A 16368-nucleotide genomic window follows, 5' to 3' on the forward strand; every position below is an offset into this window, starting at 1 on the left:
CGCTGAGGCTGCTCCAGATGGTCTCTCGGCCGGCCCCTGATCGCGCTTCCATCGCGCCCCGCCTCCGCCCACTCTTGCCCTCCAGATCGGTCTCATCCGTCGTCTCGACGACGGGAATCTGTGGCCGTTTCGTGGTCACTCGGCGGTCACGAAGTGACCATCTGTGACCGGCTGCGGCCCGGAAGTGACCAGGAACTGGTCGCCCAGACGCTCCCGAGGCCCTAGCCGAGGGTTAGAGGGCCCTCAGGGGTGCTCTTCTGGGTCTCTGACCGGATCGTGGCCAGACACTGGCCCGGCCCTGGCCACGATCCGGTCGAAACAGCCACCGAGGCGGCTTCGGTCCCAAGAACACAGCCCTCCGTGGCCGCGATCGGGACACGATCGGGCCGGACACGGCCCGGGAGCAGCCCCGGAATGAGTCTCAGTGCCGGCGCGCGCAACGGTGTCAGCTGCGCCAGCCGGCCGCCTCAGCGTCGCGTCAGCGGCGCCGGAAAAAGAGAGACCCCCGCACCCGGTCAGGGTGAGGGGGTCATGTCACGAGCACAGCTCGAGGCGGCTCGTTGGTCAGTCGCAGAGGCAGCTGCCGTTGCTCGCCTTCTCCGTGAAGCAGGAGGGGCACTTCTCGCCAACCGGCCGGTCACGCCGCGTGCCGCCGCCGTCGCGGTGCCTGTTCTCGGGGTGAGTGACGCCCCACTGACCCTTCTTCCTGTCAGGCCAGCGCGGCAGCTCCGGCGCCGCCCGCCGCGCTTCTTCCTTGGAGGTGAACCCGCTGGTGTCGCCGTAGGCGATCCAAAGATCCGGTCCTTCTTCACGCCGGACAGCGCGGATGCCGTAGGCGTTGTGGGCGTGGAAGGACTGGATCCCGATGGCCTCGACGATGCCCGTGACGGTGGCGTGGTTCTCCCAGGGGATGTTTCCCAGGCGCATCGCCTCGTTCAGCGATGAGTAGATGGCGGGTTCTGTCACGTCGCGCTCCTTCGTGCCGAGAGGTCGGCCTCGATGCGACGGTACCTGGCTGGCCTCGAAAGAGAAGACCCCCGCCGCCCGGAAGGGCGACAGGGGTCTGATCAGGGAGCGGGTGGTGCTGCGGCGGCGTCCCCGCTCACGAGCTCGGCGGGATAGGTGTCCACGTGACGATGACGCGAGTCTCCTCGTGCCGTTCGACCGGCTTCGGGTCGTCGTCGAGGACGTGCGAGTCCTGCGACTCAGCCAAGCCTGGGGCCCAGCTCCATCCGTAGTGCGTGCCGGACGGGCCACGGGTCACGACGTACATGGAGCGGACCCACCCGTCGTCGTCGCCCTCCTCGACGAAGACCGTCTCGAAGCCCGCGATCTCGCCGCCCTCGTCGGTCAAGTCGAGGTAGCGGCCGTCCTGGCGGGGGTAGGCCGTCGACGACGAGTGGAGAGGCGCCCGGAGAGTTGCCGCCTCTCCAGCCTCGCGGTTGTCGGCGATGATCTTGCTGAGCTCCGCCGCGTCGAGCTCCTCGCACTCCTCGCGGGTCAGCTGCGGGCCGTTCACTGGGTCACCGCCGGGAGTACGACCTCCTGCATGCGGAGTTCCCTCAGGCAGGGTCGTGTCAGACATGGGCACCATCCTCTCCCGCGAGCTCGCCGGCGATGGCCTCGACGGTCACGGGGTCCTCTCGGCCGCGGCGGAGCGCGAGCACGAACCGCCTCGGGGTGGGCTCGATGAACGAGGTGACCGTCATCGTTCCGCGACCCGCGACCTCGACGGTGTCAAGGTAGGGCGTCGGGCGCCAGCCCGCGGGCTTCCGGAGGATGGTCTCGTCGTCGATCGGCGAGGACGGCGTGACGTCAGGCTGGATCTGGTCGGGCTCAGAAGTCTCAGACATGGGCGACCTCCTTGAAGACGAGCTCGTCGGCGAAGGCGTTGAGGTAGAGCTTCTCGCCGGGGATCTCGGTGGTGAATCGGACGACGAGCTCGCCGTTGCTCGGGTCGACGCTCTGGACGAAGCCCTGCGTCTCGGTCGTGATGCGAGGCCAGCCGAACAGGTGGCTCTCCTCGCGGACGTGAACGGGCATACCGACGAGCGCTTCGGCCTCAGCGATCTGTCGCTCGAGATCGCGGACGCGCCGCGGCTTCAGGAGGTGGGTGAGTTTCGCGATGAGTGCGTGCATGGTGGTGTCCTCGTTCTGTCGATCGCCGCGGTGGCGGCGGGAAGGTCTTGGGCGGCGGGGCGACGGCGCAGCGCGGCGCGCGCCTCAGGTGAGGGCGTAGATGCGGAGCCCCGGGCGCTCGACCGGAGTCCCGGTTCCGTCGCAGCCGAAGCAGTCGCGATCGCCCTCGATGTCCTCGACGACGCCGGAACCCCAGCAGTAGACGCAGCCACCGGGCATGTCCTCTTCGCCGTACTCGTCGGCGTCGAGCGACAGCGAGTTCTCGGACGGCTGAGCAGCAGCTGCGGCGACAGCCGATCGCGTGGCGACGTCGAGCAGGTCTTCGATGCGGGTCATGGTCGCTCCTCAGAGGGTCGGGACGCGAAGGTCACGGAGGTGAGCAGACGAGATCCTCTGCTTCACGAGTTGCCCGACGGCGGCTATGCCGCCGCTTCTGCCCGAGGGACCGTCACGTCGCCGGATAGGGTCGTCAGGTGAACAGACGCCGCACTGCCGCCTTGCTCTCCGTCGCCGCTGGCGTCGCACTCGCACTCGCTGGGTGCTCCAGCGGATCAGCCCCGGCTCCGGCGGTACAGACGCCCCCACCCGGAATGAGCGCTTCTGCGGAGTCCTACATCGGAGGCGGGTGGGCATCGACCCCGGTCCAAGACAGCGGCGCCTGCCAGCTCGCCGTCGATGCCTACTGCTGGACCGTCGAGGTCGGTGACACGAACGGCTGCGATAAGGGCTTCGCGTTCGCGTGGCAGATCGAGGATGCCTACGGTGACGTCACGGGCACGGGGCGTGAGCGAGTCTCGACGATGGGCGCCAACGAGTTCCAGGACGTCGGTTTCCGCATCGTCACCCTTCAGGGGTCGAGCAGCACCAGTGCCGTCACGATCACGAGCGCCGCCTGCATCTAGCTCGCCGGTGGCTCCTCCACAGGCACGATACCAACTCGCCCCGACGCGGCGGCCTGTGGAGACTTAGGGCCCGCCGCCTCGAGCCGCGAGAGCGTCGTCGCATGATCAGTGCGCCTGAGCTCCGCGACCGGTTCGAGTTCTTCGTCCTCCGCCGCGAGTGCGATCCGGACTCGGAGCTTGCAGAGGTCGCCGCCTACTGGTGCGCGCTGGGCGCGCTCGACGATCTGCTGGCGGAACGCATGTGACGCCGGCGAGGACCCCGCCTGCTTTGCGCGCAACTCGGCGCACTCTGGCGCCTGCCGACCTCTGCATATAGAGTCGTCTAGACGAACATATGGAGGCCGGGATGGCGATGACCAGCGTAGATGTCGACACCGAGCTGCTGACGGCTGCCAAGAGCATCCTCGGCGTGCGGACGACGAAGGACGCCATCAATCAGGCTCTCGGCGACATCGTCAAGAGGCAGCGTCAACTCGATGCCCTGGCCACGCTGAGCGACATCGAAGTCGACGTCGATCCGCGGGCTGACGGCCTCAGAGACGGCGACGCGTGAGCATCGGCCACCTGGGTCTGCAGCTCACGGAAGAAGACGAGTGGGCGGCGGCTTCGCGTCGGCCCCGCTTCATCATCGACAACTCGGCCTGGCAGCGCGTGGCAACCGAGCCGGCGGTCCGCGCAGCCATCGAGACGATCATCCAGATGACCGCGCCGGACGACATTCTCATCTGCCCGCCCGTTGCGGCCGAGTACGGCTACAGCGCTCGGAGCGCAAAGAACCATTCGGCGATCATGCTCACCCTGGCCAGCGCCTTCTCAGACTGCTCGATGCACCCGGAAGTGCGAGAGGTCGCGGGCATCCAGTCGGCCCTCTTCGCCGCGGGGATGGGCCGGGCAGCGGGAGCCACCGACATCCTCATCGCGGCGTACGCCGTCCTGAATCACGCCACCGTCGTGCACTACGACCGGGACTTCACACACATCGCACGGGCCTATCCCGACCTCAAGCAGCAGTGGGTTGTTGCCGAGGGCAGCCTCTGACCCGTTCCCAGCGGATGCCCGCGCGGAGCTGATGCCGGCCGCCGGCGGCAAGGCGAAGCCCCGCCGAGCACGTTGCACGGCGGGGCTTCGAGGGGTGGATGTGAAGCAGCCCGAGTTCGAGTCTCGGCTACTCCTTCTCGAGGCGCACAGTGGTCGTGGTGCCCATCAGGCTGGCCTTGTAGCTGACCTCGCCATCCTCGAAGGTGAAGTCCTTCGAGTCATCGGTCGAGGCGAGCATCGCCGAGTCGGTCGCGGCGGCATCGCGCGTCGACGTCCAGGTGTAGGGCGAAGCGTCGTCAGCGGGAGGCGTGAAGGTGCCGACCCAGAAGATCGACTCGGTGTCACCGCCGTCGCTGACCCAGTTGACGGTGATCGTGTCGCCGGTGATGACGGCGGCCTGGTACGCGTCATCGCTACCGGAGTTGGTCTGCTTCCACGTCCCGGCGAGGTCGGGCGCCGCAGCTGCTTCGGGAGTCGCCTCTGCAGAGGGTGCGCTGCTCGATCCGGCGTTCGAGTCAGCGTTGGACGAGTCAGGAGAGTCGGAGCCGCTGCAACCAGTGAGGCCGAGAGCTGCGACGAGGGCCACCGAGGCCAGCGAGATGAGGGGCTTGTTCATGATGAGGCTCATCCTGGCAGACCGTGACAGTTGCTCAGCCCTCGAGGCCAGCGCGACGGACAGGAGCGCAACTCGTAGGCTCGTCGCATGACGAACACCTGGCCGGCCATCCAGATCGCCCTGTCCACCGTCGTGCTCGTGTGCGCGGTGATCCTGATCGCTGGCGACAGCCAGCTGGTCGGCGCACTGATGGCGATCAGCTCCGTGGCCTCCATCGCCGTCGCCGAGCGGACCATCGTGGTGAATCGACGCACTGAGCAGCTGCGCGCAGCCCTCGAGGCGAGTGAAGTGTAGGTACCTACACCTCGGGCCCGACATGACAGAAGCCCCGCAGCCCTCCCTGGCTGCGGGGCTTCGTCATGGGCATGGCGGTGCGTGCATGCAGGCCCTACTCTCAGACCGTCGCGGCCGGGCCGCGCCAGCCACCGGTCGCCGAGAGGAACGACAGTGACCAGCCTGTACGAGCGCGACACGAGCGTCCCACCTGCAGAGATCGCGCCGTACCGATTGACGAAGACGCGTCCGGTCAAGCCAGCCAGTCTCACTGTCGCCGCGATCACGCCGGCGGATGTCCGGGACGGGATCTCGTACGACGAGCTGATGGTCACGTCGTCGATCTCGGTCGTCCCGGCGCACGTCGAGGTCGCCGCGGGGGAGTGATCGGGCACGTCGGTGGCAGAGCGATCGCCTACGGTCGATTCATGACCGAGCCCAAGAGCATGCACGTCTGGATGATCGACGGAAGGTCGCTCTGCGACCGGCGCGCGCACCCTGCGCCCGTCGTCGACCAGACCGACGAAGAACGTGAGGCGATCCGAGCGGAGTCGGCGGCCGCGCCGGCGTGCGGGGCGTGCCTCCTCGTCGCTGGCCGCATCCGCCGGGAGGCGGCCACGATCCTCCAGCGGCATCCTGTCGTCGAGCCGCAGCGAGCAAGCCAGGCCTGGCGCACACTTGAAGGCACGCGCTGGGCTGGCTACTTCGACCTTCGGGAGGTGGAGGCGAGCGCCGAGAGGCTGGACGCCAACGACTACTACGGACCCCTGAGCGGCAAGGCTGACCCCGCCTACACCTCCGAGCTGTCGAGGCACTGGGACTACCTCGTGGCGCGCGGCGCGGAGGAGAACGATCTGGGGTTCAAGGGCCCGGTCACGCGCTGAGGCGCACAGGTCCGTCTACTGCGGCGGCGGCCAGACGTCCGGCTCGGGCGCCGACCGAGCGATCAGCGCGCGGATCTCGGCGTCGTGTTGCACGGCCCACGCCACCGCGGAGTTGAACGACGACGCCGTGTGCAGCCAGGGCCTGCCGCCGGCGTCGTCGCGGCAATGCGCGTAGACGTCGAAGACGTAGCCGCCGCGGACGCCGCGGCTCTTGAGGTAGCCGAGCGGGGCGGCGGCGCCGACCCGGATTAGCCAGAGCCCCTGAGCGTCGGGGAAGGGCGGGATCGCGTACGGGTGCTCGAGGTGACGACGCTTCAGCACCGCTCGCACTGCGTCTCCCGATCCGCTCACTCCCACGACCGGGACATTAGGTCGATCCTCCGACGTTGGCCTCGGAGTCGCGGGCCGGGAGCTACTGAGCGGAGACCCGAGCGGGCGCGGCGGGCGTCGTGGTGCGGGCGAAGAACGCGATGAGGCTGGATGCGAGGCCGAGTGCGAAGAGCGACCATGTGATGGCGACCATGTTGTTGATCGCTCCGACGAAGAAGGCGATGTTGCTCTCGTTGTAGAACATCAGCTCCTGCTCCGACGCGAGGAGCGCCTGCGCCTCGGAGGCACGGAACGCGGTGATGGCCTCGACTCCCGGCACCGGCGTGTTCCCGACGATAGCGAAAGCGCCGAAGAACAAGAGCGCGAGAACGAGGAAGACGACGACGCGGTTGTTCACAGCAACACCGTAGGGCGATCTGTAGCTCTCAGAGGACTAGCAGAGCGGGTGAGTTCCGCTCACTCACACGACGGTAGTTTACGTCGACCCTTTGACGTTGACCTCAGAGCCCTTCTTTCCGACGATGAGGAGACGACCCCTCCGAAGCTCGCCGACGGCGACCAGAACAGCCCTCGCTTCGACGAGTGGCTCCTCGCACTCGGGCGCGCAACCTACGAGGCGGGACATCTCTCCCTCATGGCGTTCGACCTGTTACGCGTCCACTTCGACGCGGATGAGGACGACATGTACGACGACGCACTCGGCCGGCGGGTCTCGAAGCTCCGGGGATCGGCGAAGTCGCGGCCCGACTGGCCGGAGCTCGCCTCCTGGATCGACACGCTCGACGCGGCGCGCGAGCAGCGCAACGACCTGACGCATGCCCTACCGGTCCGGGACGGACTTCACCGTCGCAAGGGCAGCGACCCGTACTTCGTCCGCGACTTCTTCACGGTGAAGAGCCTCGAAGAGATTGCGGCAGCGTTCGACGCGGTGTCGCGCAAGGGGAACACGCTGCTCCACCGCGACGGCGGCACCCACGTCAGGGCCTGGATGCTGTCGGGCACGATGATGTGACCGAGTGTCGTCAGGCGAGCGCTTCGAGAGCCACCCACGCGGCCTGGAACTGTTCCGTGACGTCGATGCCCGCTCGAGCCGCCCGGGCGCCAGAGAGCCGCGGTCCCGCCTTGTGGGTCGCGTGGATCTCGGCGAACTCCTCGACGGTGATCTCGCGGGCCCAGTCGAGGTGGAACGTCTCGCGGTCGAAGCGGATGCAGACCGCGATGTCGAAGTTCATCGACGAGAATTGGAACAGGCGTTGGTCGCCGGCGGGAAGCTCACGCGCCTTGACCTGGATGCGGCGGCCGGCGGCGTCGACGAGGTCGATGGCCCGCGCGTTCGGGGTCTCAAGGGTGCCGCCGTAGACCTCGAGGGCGAGACGCTCACCCAGCTCGCCCAGGACCTGCTTGGTCCTGCCGAGACCGCGCCGCTTCAACTCGACCGCGATGGTGCCCAGCTCAGCGAGCATCGCCGCGCGCCTCGCCATGAGGTCCGACAAACTGACTTCGAGTGGCGCTTTAGCGCCAGGCCGATCGATGAACACGGATCCAGTGTGACCGCATTGAAGGGCGCCGAGCTGGTGAAACGAGAGGCAGCTGACCTCTTTCTGCCCTCGTTAGCAGCCTTCGGCGCGTCAAGGGCGAGGCGAGAAGGCTCGCAAGCTGGGGGAGTGGCGTCATTACGCATGGCGCCGGTACCTCGAACTCGTCGCACAACTAGTTTCGCGGCGCGTTCCACCACGCCCGTCACATTGCGCTGACGTAACCCCAATAGTCTGGGCTCATGAGCACCGCACATAGAGAACAGCTGCTGTTGGCGGGCAAAGATTTCGAGATCGCCAAGCAGTTTCGCTCCGTTGCTGAGGCAAAACTGAAACTGCGGCAAGAAGCAGCTGACCTTTACGTCGTAACCGATATGCCTGTACCGCCTTACACGGGCGAGGCGCTCAGCCGGGCCAGGCGCGAGTTCACCGAGTTGAATCGCATCTGTCTACGACACGCGGCTCGGCTTCTGGACGTCTCTCATCGTGCTGAGGGTCGTGAAAGCGACATGGAGTCCGCGGTAATGCTCTTCGACATCAGGACGCCCGCGGCCGGAACGCAAAGCCCGCTCTCTAACTAGGACACAACGGCTCGGACGAATAGGAATGAGAGCTAGTGGCGCGGGAGCGTCAGCTCAACGCGAGTACGACCGCCGGCGGGCAGCGGACGAGGACAAGGTCCGGGCTCGCTGGGGCCGTCTCGGCGGCCTCGCTGTCCGCCTGAGCGAGGAGCGGCAGAGCACCAAAGCCTGGTCGGTCGGCGCCGAGGGCGAGCGTCAGGTGGGCCGCGCACTCGACGCCATCGCGGGGGAGGGGCTTGCAGTCCTCCACGATCGTCGCATCCCGCGGAGCCGGGCGAACATCGACCACCTCGTCATCACCCAGCGCGGGGTCTTGGTCGTGGACGCGAAGCGGTACCGGGGGAGGCCGGGGCTCCGCAGCGAGGGTGGCCTCTTCAGGCCCGTCACGCGCATACTCACGGTGGGCGGGCGTGACCAGTCGAAGCTCGTCGCCGGCGTCCAGCGACAGGTCGAGATCGTCCGGAGCATCCTCGACGAGGGCGGCGCCGGCGGCGTGCCGGTCGCAGGAGCTCTCTGCTTCGTCGAGGCCGACTGGCCGATGTTCGGCGGCTCGTTCCAAGTGGCCGGCGTTCGCGTCCTGTGGCCACGGCTCCTGGCGAAGCACCTGCGCGATCCCCGTAGTGATCTCGGCGGATCGCGAGTGGGCGACGACCATGGTCCTGGTGTCGACGTCGCAGCTGTCACTGCGCTGCTCGAGGCGCGTCTTCCACCGGCGTGACGGCAGAAGCCCGAGAGGGAGCTCCTCTCGGGCTTCTGTTCTGCTGCGTGCGCGCGGTCGCTCACGCGGTCGCGGCTAGTGATCTGCCTGATGAGCCACCAGACGACGACCATCCACACCGCCGTCAAGGCGAAGCCGGCCCCGAACGGCGCCCAGTCACGGGCGACGAACACGGCACCCGTGACGAGGCTTATGAGGATGTAGATGCCGAGGATGATGAGACCTCGGCGGATGGCGTTGCGGATTTCCTAAATGTTCATGATGAACCCCTTCTTGTCGGTGTTGAGACAGGGGGTCGTTCCCCCACACACCTAAGGCATGCGGCGGATCCACTACCCCCCCAGATGCGTTCTCGGGGGCAGCTCTGCTGCTCCGTTGCGAACAGTGCTCACACCGTGCAACCACTTCGAGAACACCCGCTCCGCGGCCGCCCCACCGGGGCGTTCCAGCACTCCCGCAGGCGGGAACCCTCGCCCAGCTACCGCCTGCGCGGGACGATCGAGCCGACAATCCTGGGGCGGAAAAGGATGCGTCGCTCGTCGTCGGGAAAGGTCGCGAAGATCGCTGTGCAGTCGCGGCAGTCACAGATGACGCTGAACGGCGGGAACAGCCGCCGAACGTCGACCAGCGCCAGCCCTGGGTGCGCCCCCACGTAGGCGTTGATCGCCGCGGTCCTCTCGTGCGAGTTCGTCGGCTTCGTGCCCGTCAGCGGCGGCAAGCCGAGCTGCTCAGGTGTGGCACCCCTTTGCGCTGCCTCGCCCCGACGGAGGCGCTCGGCACGCTCTCGACGGTAGGCCTCAAGGCGCTCTTGCTTCTCGAAGGCCGCCTGCGCCTCCTGCGCGCGCAGCGCATGGAGCTCGGCTGCTTCACGGCGGAGCCTGCTCAGGTCGCCCTTGTCCTGCGGGACGATGCGGCGCAAGGTGCCCCCGCGGCGCGCGAGATACTCAACGACGTCGTGCACCCCCTGGAGACCCTTGTCAGGCGCGCACCAGTGGGACTCCGCCTGCGTCACGTCGAGCACGACTGTGCGAACGGCGCAGTAGTCGCTGGCGCGGCGGCGAAACAGCCACCGCAGGTCCGTCGGAGGGATCTCGGCCGTGCAGCAGGGACAACCGAACGTCGACGGGACTTTGGGCATCAACTCCCGCCAGACGGCAAAGGGCTCTGTGGCCCCGAGGCGAACTGCGGCGGCTGACGGTGCGGCGCTGGGCGCAAGCTCGACGCCGGAGGCCCACCAGGAGCACCGATTGCAGGAGATCGTCCTGCGGGGATCGACATCCCAGACGATGGACCGCGTATCGCACGCGTCGCAGACGTGCATTCCCCAGCGGATGGTCCCGGTCACAGTCGCCGGCGGTGTCGGGGCCCAGCGAAGCGGTCCCTTGAGGACGGCTGCAACGAAGGTGCCGAGGGGCATCTCGGCCGAGACCCGCGAGCGAACGGACACCGTGAGGTCCTTGGCATGTGGGTCAACGCGGAGGACCGGGACGCCCGGCAGGTGCTCGGTGCTCGCCCGGGCGGTCAGCCAGAAGCACTCGATGCCGTCTCGCTCGTACCGCGCCTGACGTTCGAGGTAGCGCTCCGCGTCCTGGGACGAGATCTGCACCTCGAAGGCAATCTGTCGACCGCCCTTCTCGACGAGCACGTCGGCGATCCAGGACCCGTGAGGAGCCCGCACCTCAGCCCTGGCCGTCCATCCGAGCGCTGCTGCCGCCTCGACGACGGCGGCCTTGACGTAGAGATGTTCTTTCGTCTCGCCCTTGTGCACGGGATGGGCGCGGCCCTTGTGCGCGAAGAACTGCGTGCCCAGCCGGGACGTCTTGACGACCGCCGTCGCCCCGCAGCTGAGCACGGGTCGCGGCCGGTGCTCCTTCAGGTCGAGCCAGTCGCCCGACGAGAGCATCGGCGCCAGCAACGATCGTTCGCCCAAGAACGCAGTCAACGGCACGGCAGGCCCCCTTCATGCGTTCGATGGCAACGACGTCTGGTGCCCTTGGCTAGGCGCTACTCCCCGTCGCACCTTCGAGCTTGTCGCTTCGAGGGCCTGCCATCTGGCCCCCGATAAGCCTCAATTATCGGGACTATCTCTCAAAGTTGGCTACCCGCAGCTGGTGAAGTAGGTTCGGCATGACACATGACGAGATAGCGCGAGGCGCGAGGGGCGGACAAGTGCTGGAGGTACTCATGCAACAACGAGGAGTTGGGCACGGTGGATTCCATACCGCGAGCCTCCGCCATGTAAATGGGTGCCTCGCGGAACCGGACTTGACGTACATCTACGACTGTGGGAGCAGGTCGGGTGCGATCGCCGGCCGAATCGATGAATACGTAGACGAACTTGTCGCGTCCAAGGTCCAGATTGTCGACTGGCTTATTCTCTCGCACTTGGATGCGGATCATGTCAGCGGCGTCCTGCATTTGTCTCAGAAGCTAGAAGATGAGCACATCCAGGTGCGCAAAATTCTGGTACCTATGCTTTCCCCCGAGCAGCAACTTATCTCCGCGGCTCATGCGAGCTCGGGGCAGCCGGCTGAAAGCTTGATCATCGACCTGATTATCGCGCCTGTGCGAACACTGGCTAACGCCTTTCCTGGGAGCGACGTCGTAGAACTGCCGCCCGCAAGCCCGGAGGATGAAGAGCCAGTCTCGGGGGAGACTGGTGACACGAAATCGATGCAAAGGATCGACGGGGGCGGGCAGGACGCCGTCAGCTGCGGGATCTGGGAATGCCAGGCATACGCCAATCCAGGCGTCGTTCGGGTAGCGGTGGATTTCTGGAACGACGTTCGATCGTTAGTCCTTAAGAACCCTCAAGCTAAGCTGAACGAAGCGTTGATTAGGCATTTAGTGACTACCCACCGCGCAGAGGTCGCGGACATCACTCGGACGCACCTAAAAGGCGATGGGACGAACCTGTCGTCGATCGTCCTATGGAGCGCTCCAAGAGACCTCGTAGAAGTGGATTGCTACGTCAGAGAGGGCTATCGCAGGAACCCAATCGGCTACGCACGCCTGCCTCACGGAGCGCATCAGTGGGCTCAACTCGATAGTAGGAGGTTCGGTGGCTGGCTCTCCACTGGCGATGCCAAATTGGATACCTCCTTGGCAGTTGACGCCATGATGAATGCTTTCGGTAAGAGTGACAAGAACCGCATTATGGTTGTCGCGGGACCACACCATGGCTCCAGCAACAATTCCAATGCTTACCTTTGGACAAAATTTGCCAATCCAACGATGGTTACTGCTCACGCTAAACAAGGATCAGTGCACCCTGCACCTGATTTCTCACTCGCCGTGAAAACGGCCTTCGGAAAGAGCGAGTTCATCGTCGAGGGTTCAGATGACGACATAGTGCTCCGTGTCAGAGTGTCGCCGCTATCTGCGGCCTCGTGAGGCCTGCTGGCCTAACGCGAGTACTCGGAGGGCCAAGTCGTCGTAGCCGGATGCCTCTTGCCCCTACTTACAAGCGTATAAAACTTCTAGGTGAGTTCTGACACTTAGGGGCCACATGACCCATCGGATATGGGGTTGACGCTGAAGCGAGACTCGCGAGGAAAATAAGGAAGCGCCCGAAGGTCAAGGTGCCATCTGGAATCACCCACTTGAGTGCTAAACCTTTACCGCCACTTATCGCTCTCAATGATGTCCGCAACAGCTGTTGGGTCCCCGCCGTCACGCAACCATGACCGAGGCGTTTTCCGTCCCTCCGCCACAAGGCTGCGCTGTCTGACAGACATGAATGCGCTGATTGAGATCCAGTCCCAGTGCTCGGTCAGGATGGGCAGGACGGTCTCGAGGTGGGGGATCAGCCGTCCGCGCGAGCCCAGACTGAACTGCCAGCGTGGGAACCGGAGTCTGCCTCGGATAGGGACGCCATGGATGCGCTGGTCGTGGGCCGCGTTCATGACCTCCTCTTCGGTCCAGCCGAGGAATTCGGTGACGGTATCCCCGGACCAAGTCTCCTGGTATGTCCTGAGCCATAGCTCCCCAGCGTTCTCTTCGAGCACCCCTCTCGCGACGTCCCTTTCAGACTCCTCGAGTTCGGCCTCTGTCATGGCGCCGGACTCGATGACGACTTTGCGTTCCTCGGCGGTCATGCCTGCTCCTCCGCCGCGCTTCTCGCGACGGAGGAAGTCTGTGAGGCCCTGAACGAGCCAGCGCCCGTCAATGCCGAGGTCGTTCACGGTGTCGACGAAGTCGGCAATAGCGTCATCGCTCGAATCGACGCGGAACTCTCTGTTCTTGTGGCCGCCGCCGCCTTGGGGGCGTGGAACAAAGTCAGCGGTGGAGTCGTGTTCGGTCATGAATTGGACTTTACGAGGGAGCGGAAGCACCGAGACGTAGGCAATTTCTGCCGCGACACCACGAGAAGCGAGAAACGACCGAACCATCATCGGATCGTCGCTCGTCGAGTTGTTCACTTTCGCTCGTAAACGAGAACGCTTGTTTCCTTGGAGGGATGAACGCATCTAACTTCGCCGTCTCTAGCCGGCTCCTGAAAACGGGTGGGTGCCCGCGCGTGTCGTGATGCTCGCTGCGGTTCATGACGGGCTCCTCCCCGTCCCCGAACCTCTGCAGGGTTGGGGGAGGCGGGTCTTTGCCTGTAGCGCGGCTGGCCCTCAACTGAGATGGCGTGCCAGAGGGAGAATCTCTGACACGCCTCCGGGGCTATGCGGCCTTAGAAAGGTCGACTGGACGATCTCTACTAGTCGAGGTAGTTCGACGAACGAGTCCCTTGTAGTTGGTCTTCATCGGATAAGGAACGCAGAGCTTTGCAGGGTCAGACCCGGAATACGATCCGTTCCTCCAGTCCTGCAACCCGTACTCGGCGATGAGCGGTTCCGGCACTGCCATCAGCGTTCCGGGGCGAACAGCGACGGCGCCTTTGTGCTCCCAGTCGTCGGAGTCCACGAGGTGTTCCCTGAGAAACGAGCTGAGCGACGTGAGGCTCTCGGCCTGACCACTCGGATTGACCGCGCGGAACCACTCCTTGTAGAGGTCATGAAGGAACCTGAACGGAACGAGATCCCACGCGAACTGCGGCTCAAACTCTTCCCAGAAGCCCTGCAAGGCGTTGTTGTTCCCGCGGTAGGCGTCGAGAGCATCTCGACAGACCTGCGGGTTTGACAGAGAGTCGTGCGTCATCTCGAGCGCTCGTCGCAGGACGTAGGCAAGGACCTCCGGTCGGGCCAGATAGTCGTCCTTGATGTACTTGCGCTCATCGTCGCCGAACCAATTTGTGAAAGGCACAAGCAGCAGTCGTCGGTAGAAGGATTCCGTGCGGTCCTTCGTGCGGGGGGTTGTTGAGTTGAGGCACTGGATCTCAAAGCCGTGCCAGCGAATGCTCACCGGCGTCTTGAACTTACGGTTCAGGAGGAAGGCATCGCCGGTCGTGAAGGCTTTCCAGTCTTCGATCTTGTCTGCGAAGGCACCGACCCCGTTCTCATCCACGAGGTTGACCCGAGCGTCCATCAGGGGCTCCATAACGAAGTCCCGCCCGAAGTCAGCGAACTTGACCGATGCGCACGCCTTGGCGCCCAACAGGTTCCGCAAGAACTGGATGAGTGTTCCCTTGCCGTTGTTTCCCCTCTCCGACATGAACCAGGCGGACTTGTTCCAGGGTGCGTTCGATCGAACGCAGGCGCTGATGATCTCCCAGAGGAGCTGCACGACCTCCTCGTCATCGCTGAGGGAAGCGAGCCAGGTGTCGAAGCTCCAGATCTGACCGTCCGGCATAGTGATGCGCGGGCTCGTAGCGGACGGGTCGTAGGGGTTGGGAATCTTCGAAAGGAACACCCAGCGGGATGAGAATTCGCGGAGCTCCTGTCGGGCATGATCGAAGACGCCGTTTCCGACGGGGATGAGGTGGGGCTCGATAGTCCGGCGCCTCACGGGAGCTGCGGTCTTGAGGCGTTCGATGACCGAACTGATGCCCTTCGACGTCAGGGACGGCTGCAGCTCACTCACAAGCTTCCTCAGAAGCTTCTCCGAGCGGTCGTAAATGCCCCGGTTCTCGCCTTCTTCCACGTACGTGGCCAGGTGAGTCATGTCCTCGGTTGCGCCCTCGGCGAGGTCGACAGCAATGATGCGGCGGCGAGCAAGAAGGACCTGCGCCACGGTGTGTTCGGTGAGTTTGCTGACCTTGACCAGCGGCGGGGACGACGAGTTTGCGTTCTTGCGAGCGATGTTCTCGATCGCGTACTCGCCGTTCACGCGGTCGAGAAGTGCATCGCGGATCTCCTGCAGCGTGACGCTGGGATCATGCGCGATTGCGGCCAGGTACCGGACGGTAGCGGCCTCCATGAGGGTGTCCGCGGATGTCGCACGGAACTTCTGACCAGGTACGGCCGAGCTCGCGGCGCGGAGGGGGTCCACCTCTCGTTCCGAGGGGTTAATCTGATCTGCAGAGCCGCCAACCTCCTCAGATGCCGCCTTGTCTTCGACAGGGCGGCTTTCTGCGTCGGTCATGTCCTAGTTCTCCCCGAGTGCGGATGAGAACGCGGCCAGAATGATCTGTCGCTGCTCCGGACGCATCGCGGGCGCTTTGGCGGCCGTGCGCCGGGCCCACTCCTGCAGGCTCGCTTCCGACGGCTGGATGGGTTCCGGTTCAACGAAGGCGTCAAGGTCGGACGTCCTGACGAAGATTCGGCCCTTCGCTTTGACCGCTTTCAAGCGGCCGTCCTTGATGTGGCGGCGAAGGGTCGAGACCCCATAGCCGCTCCGCGCGGAGGCTTCCGGCAGTGAAAGGCCGGGGGCGACCCCTGGGGTGTGCTGAGCGGCCTTAAGGGGTGTCGTTGTGAGAGTCATTGGTGGCTCCTTTAGAAGTGGGCCACAACGGCATCGGCCTATCGCTCTGAATCGAGAGCCAGCCACTGCTCCGATTCGCACCTTGGTCTCGACCTCGCGTGATGCATCGTCTCGAGACCAGGTCGCACGTCTATTCGTCCTCGACCTACCGGCCGGAGGAGATATCCCCGTTGCCGGGGCTGCACTTGTCTTTCGTCTCGAAGCCTGCCTACTTCGAGGTATATCCCCGTTGCCGGGGCCGCACTTTTCTTTCGCCTCGAAGCCTGCCTGCTTCGAGGTATATCCCCGTTGCCGGGGCCGCACTTTTCTTTCGTCTCGAAGCCTGCCTGCTTCGAGGTATATCCCCGTTGCCGGGGCCGCACTTTTCTTCGCTCTCGCACCTGCCGGTACGAGGGCCTAGATGTTCAGTTGTGTGCTCGGCGGTTACCGAGTTCTTCAAAGCTACAAACAACAGACGACAAAAAATGGGCAGGCTTGAAAAGATCGACGTCCCCAGTTCGGGGGAGCCCCTGTAGCTGCGTAACTCTGTAACCGCGGCCGCGGTG

24 protein-coding genes are annotated in these 16368 nt (G+C 65.1%); 11 read left to right on the forward strand and 13 right to left on the reverse strand.

Annotated features, from left to right (window positions below; translation table 11 throughout):
- Positions 1-564: 564 nt before the first annotated feature.
- The 5 genes from ACZZ97_RS05345 to ACZZ97_RS05365 form a co-directional block, all read right to left on the reverse strand.
- The gene (locus ACZZ97_RS05345; protein ID WP_463472497.1) at positions 565-966 is read right to left on the reverse strand and encodes a hypothetical protein; all 402 of its coding nucleotides are present in this window, start codon (positions 964-966) and stop codon (positions 565-567) included.
- A gap of 136 nt (positions 967-1102) precedes the next feature.
- Positions 1103-1585: a hypothetical protein gene (locus ACZZ97_RS05350; protein ID WP_463472498.1), complete on the reverse strand. Its 483-nt coding sequence runs from the start codon at positions 1583-1585 to the stop codon at positions 1103-1105.
- Complete coding sequence (locus ACZZ97_RS05355) at positions 1578-1853, reverse strand: hypothetical protein (protein WP_463472499.1); 276 nt, start codon at positions 1851-1853, stop codon at positions 1578-1580. Before ACZZ97_RS05355 ends, ACZZ97_RS05350 begins: the two co-directional genes overlap by 8 nt.
- On the reverse strand, positions 1846-2139 hold the full coding sequence (locus ACZZ97_RS05360) for a hypothetical protein (protein ID WP_463472500.1): 294 nt from the start codon (positions 2137-2139) through the stop codon (positions 1846-1848). The genes ACZZ97_RS05355 and ACZZ97_RS05360 overlap by 8 nt, the downstream gene beginning before the upstream one ends.
- Before the next feature lie 84 nt (positions 2140-2223).
- Complete coding sequence (locus tag ACZZ97_RS05365; RefSeq protein WP_463472501.1) at positions 2224-2475, reverse strand: hypothetical protein; 252 nt, start codon at positions 2473-2475, stop codon at positions 2224-2226.
- A 254-nt stretch (positions 2476-2729) separates the two neighbouring features.
- On the opposite strand from ACZZ97_RS05365, the gene ACZZ97_RS05370 reads away from it, so the two are divergent.
- The 4 genes from ACZZ97_RS05370 to ACZZ97_RS05385 all read left to right on the forward strand — a co-directional run bounded on the left by ACZZ97_RS05370 (position 2730) and on the right by ACZZ97_RS05385 (position 4079).
- Complete coding sequence (locus tag ACZZ97_RS05370; protein WP_463472502.1) at positions 2730-3041, forward strand: hypothetical protein; 312 nt, start codon at positions 2730-2732, stop codon at positions 3039-3041.
- Between the two features lie 101 nt (positions 3042-3142).
- Positions 3143-3286: a hypothetical protein gene (locus ACZZ97_RS05375; RefSeq protein ID WP_463472503.1), complete on the forward strand. Its 144-nt coding sequence runs from the start codon at positions 3143-3145 to the stop codon at positions 3284-3286.
- A gap of 101 nt (positions 3287-3387) precedes the next feature.
- Complete coding sequence (locus ACZZ97_RS05380) at positions 3388-3594, forward strand: type II toxin-antitoxin system VapB family antitoxin (RefSeq protein WP_463472504.1); 207 nt, start codon at positions 3388-3390, stop codon at positions 3592-3594.
- On the forward strand, positions 3591-4079 hold the full coding sequence (locus tag ACZZ97_RS05385) for a PIN domain-containing protein (protein ID WP_463472505.1): 489 nt from the start codon (positions 3591-3593) through the stop codon (positions 4077-4079). Before ACZZ97_RS05380 ends, ACZZ97_RS05385 begins: the two co-directional genes overlap by 4 nt.
- Before the next feature lie 127 nt (positions 4080-4206).
- Here ACZZ97_RS05385 and ACZZ97_RS05390 read toward each other — a convergent pair whose 3' ends face one another.
- Positions 4207-4695, reverse strand: coding sequence for a hypothetical protein (locus ACZZ97_RS05390; protein WP_463472506.1), 489 nt, complete (start codon positions 4693-4695; stop codon positions 4207-4209).
- Positions 4696-4782: 87 nt separating this feature from the next.
- Between ACZZ97_RS05390 and ACZZ97_RS05395 the strand changes: the two genes are divergently transcribed.
- From ACZZ97_RS05395 to ACZZ97_RS05405, 3 genes are all read left to right on the forward strand, one after another.
- Positions 4783-4989, forward strand: a complete 207-nt coding sequence (locus ACZZ97_RS05395; RefSeq protein WP_463472507.1) for a hypothetical protein — start codon at positions 4783-4785, stop codon at positions 4987-4989.
- Between the two features lie 153 nt (positions 4990-5142).
- The gene (locus ACZZ97_RS05400; protein WP_463472508.1) at positions 5143-5355 is read left to right on the forward strand and encodes a hypothetical protein; all 213 of its coding nucleotides are present in this window, start codon (positions 5143-5145) and stop codon (positions 5353-5355) included.
- Between the two features lie 41 nt (positions 5356-5396).
- A complete protein-coding gene (locus ACZZ97_RS05405) occupies positions 5397-5852 on the forward strand; it encodes a hypothetical protein (RefSeq protein WP_463472509.1) in 456 nt (151 codons plus the stop codon).
- A gap of 15 nt (positions 5853-5867) precedes the next feature.
- Here the strand turns inward: ACZZ97_RS05405 and ACZZ97_RS05410 are convergent, their stop codons facing one another.
- Together ACZZ97_RS05410 and ACZZ97_RS05415 are read right to left on the reverse strand one after the other, a co-directional pair.
- Positions 5868-6173 carry a hypothetical protein gene (locus ACZZ97_RS05410; RefSeq protein WP_463472510.1) on the reverse strand — a complete coding sequence of 102 codons (306 nt, stop codon included), beginning with the start codon at positions 6171-6173 and terminating at the stop codon, positions 5868-5870.
- Between the two features lie 91 nt (positions 6174-6264).
- Entirely contained in the window at positions 6265-6579 is a 315-nt protein-coding gene (locus ACZZ97_RS05415; protein WP_463472511.1) for a hypothetical protein, read from the reverse strand.
- A gap of 48 nt (positions 6580-6627) precedes the next feature.
- Here ACZZ97_RS05415 and ACZZ97_RS05420 point away from each other — a divergent pair, with 48 nt between their 5' ends.
- On the forward strand, positions 6628-7194 hold the full coding sequence (locus ACZZ97_RS05420) for a hypothetical protein (protein ID WP_463472512.1): 567 nt from the start codon (positions 6628-6630) through the stop codon (positions 7192-7194).
- 10 nt (positions 7195-7204) lie between these two features.
- Here ACZZ97_RS05420 and ACZZ97_RS05425 read toward each other — a convergent pair whose 3' ends face one another.
- Positions 7205-7720 carry a DUF6998 domain-containing protein gene (locus ACZZ97_RS05425; RefSeq protein ID WP_463472513.1) on the reverse strand — a complete coding sequence of 172 codons (516 nt, stop codon included), beginning with the start codon at positions 7718-7720 and terminating at the stop codon, positions 7205-7207.
- A gap of 239 nt (positions 7721-7959) precedes the next feature.
- Between ACZZ97_RS05425 and ACZZ97_RS05430 the strand changes: the two genes are divergently transcribed.
- A complete protein-coding gene (locus tag ACZZ97_RS05430) occupies positions 7960-8298 on the forward strand; it encodes a hypothetical protein (protein ID WP_463472514.1) in 339 nt (112 codons plus the stop codon).
- A gap of 25 nt (positions 8299-8323) precedes the next feature.
- Positions 8324-9016 (forward strand): nuclease-related domain-containing protein, encoded by a 693-nt coding sequence (locus ACZZ97_RS05435; RefSeq protein WP_463472515.1) that lies wholly within the window; start codon positions 8324-8326, stop codon positions 9014-9016.
- A gap of 478 nt (positions 9017-9494) precedes the next feature.
- Here the strand turns inward: ACZZ97_RS05435 and ACZZ97_RS05440 are convergent, their stop codons facing one another.
- The gene (locus tag ACZZ97_RS05440; RefSeq protein WP_463472516.1) at positions 9495-10964 is read right to left on the reverse strand and encodes a competence protein CoiA family protein; all 1470 of its coding nucleotides are present in this window, start codon (positions 10962-10964) and stop codon (positions 9495-9497) included.
- Between the two features lie 317 nt (positions 10965-11281).
- On the opposite strand from ACZZ97_RS05440, the gene ACZZ97_RS05445 reads away from it, so the two are divergent.
- The gene (locus tag ACZZ97_RS05445; protein WP_463472517.1) at positions 11282-12409 is read left to right on the forward strand and encodes an MBL fold metallo-hydrolase; all 1128 of its coding nucleotides are present in this window, start codon (positions 11282-11284) and stop codon (positions 12407-12409) included.
- A gap of 224 nt (positions 12410-12633) precedes the next feature.
- Here the strand turns inward: ACZZ97_RS05445 and ACZZ97_RS05450 are convergent, their stop codons facing one another.
- From ACZZ97_RS05450 to ACZZ97_RS05460, 3 genes are all read right to left on the reverse strand, one after another.
- Positions 12634-13320 carry a hypothetical protein gene (locus ACZZ97_RS05450; RefSeq protein WP_463472518.1) on the reverse strand — a complete coding sequence of 229 codons (687 nt, stop codon included), beginning with the start codon at positions 13318-13320 and terminating at the stop codon, positions 12634-12636.
- 364 nt (positions 13321-13684) lie between these two features.
- Positions 13685-15484: a DNA primase family protein gene (locus ACZZ97_RS05455; RefSeq protein WP_463472519.1), complete on the reverse strand. Its 1800-nt coding sequence runs from the start codon at positions 15482-15484 to the stop codon at positions 13685-13687.
- A gap of 3 nt (positions 15485-15487) precedes the next feature.
- The gene (locus tag ACZZ97_RS05460; RefSeq protein ID WP_463472520.1) at positions 15488-15823 is read right to left on the reverse strand and encodes a helix-turn-helix domain-containing protein; all 336 of its coding nucleotides are present in this window, start codon (positions 15821-15823) and stop codon (positions 15488-15490) included.
- Positions 15824-16368: the final 545 nt, after the last annotated feature.

The sequence above is a fragment of the Frigoribacterium sp. AC512 genome (assembly GCF_979258295.1).

What these genes read in the sequence shown, in the direction of transcription:
- ACZZ97_RS05350 (WP_463472498.1), bottom strand. Translation starts at nt 1,585, where the DNA reads ATGTCTGACACGACCCTGCCTGAGGGAACTCCGCATGCAGGAGGTCGT.
- ACZZ97_RS05355 (WP_463472499.1), bottom strand. Translation starts at nt 1,853, where the DNA reads ATGTCTGAGACTTCTGAGCCCGACCAGATCCAGCCTGACGTCACGCCG.
- ACZZ97_RS05360 (WP_463472500.1), bottom strand. Translation starts at nt 2,139, where the DNA reads ATGCACGCACTCATCGCGAAACTCACCCACCTCCTGAAGCCGCGGCGC.
- ACZZ97_RS05365 (WP_463472501.1), bottom strand. Translation starts at nt 2,475, where the DNA reads ATGACCCGCATCGAAGACCTGCTCGACGTCGCCACGCGATCGGCTGTC.
- ACZZ97_RS05370 (WP_463472502.1), top strand. Translation starts at nt 2,730, where the DNA reads ATGAGCGCTTCTGCGGAGTCCTACATCGGAGGCGGGTGGGCATCGACC.
- ACZZ97_RS05375 (WP_463472503.1), top strand. Translation starts at nt 3,143, where the DNA reads ATGATCAGTGCGCCTGAGCTCCGCGACCGGTTCGAGTTCTTCGTCCTC.
- ACZZ97_RS05380 (WP_463472504.1), top strand. Translation starts at nt 3,388, where the DNA reads ATGGCGATGACCAGCGTAGATGTCGACACCGAGCTGCTGACGGCTGCC.
- ACZZ97_RS05390 (WP_463472506.1), bottom strand. Translation starts at nt 4,695, where the DNA reads ATGAACAAGCCCCTCATCTCGCTGGCCTCGGTGGCCCTCGTCGCAGCT.
- ACZZ97_RS05395 (WP_463472507.1), top strand. Translation starts at nt 4,783, where the DNA reads ATGACGAACACCTGGCCGGCCATCCAGATCGCCCTGTCCACCGTCGTG.
- ACZZ97_RS05405 (WP_463472509.1), top strand. Translation starts at nt 5,397, where the DNA reads ATGACCGAGCCCAAGAGCATGCACGTCTGGATGATCGACGGAAGGTCG.
- ACZZ97_RS05430 (WP_463472514.1), top strand. Translation starts at nt 7,960, where the DNA reads ATGAGCACCGCACATAGAGAACAGCTGCTGTTGGCGGGCAAAGATTTC.
- ACZZ97_RS05435 (WP_463472515.1), top strand. Translation starts at nt 8,324, where the DNA reads ATGAGAGCTAGTGGCGCGGGAGCGTCAGCTCAACGCGAGTACGACCGC.
- ACZZ97_RS05450 (WP_463472518.1), bottom strand. Translation starts at nt 13,320, where the DNA reads ATGACCGAACACGACTCCACCGCTGACTTTGTTCCACGCCCCCAAGGC.
- ACZZ97_RS05455 (WP_463472519.1), bottom strand. Translation starts at nt 15,484, where the DNA reads ATGACCGACGCAGAAAGCCGCCCTGTCGAAGACAAGGCGGCATCTGAG.
- ACZZ97_RS05460 (WP_463472520.1), bottom strand. Translation starts at nt 15,823, where the DNA reads ATGACTCTCACAACGACACCCCTTAAGGCCGCTCAGCACACCCCAGGG.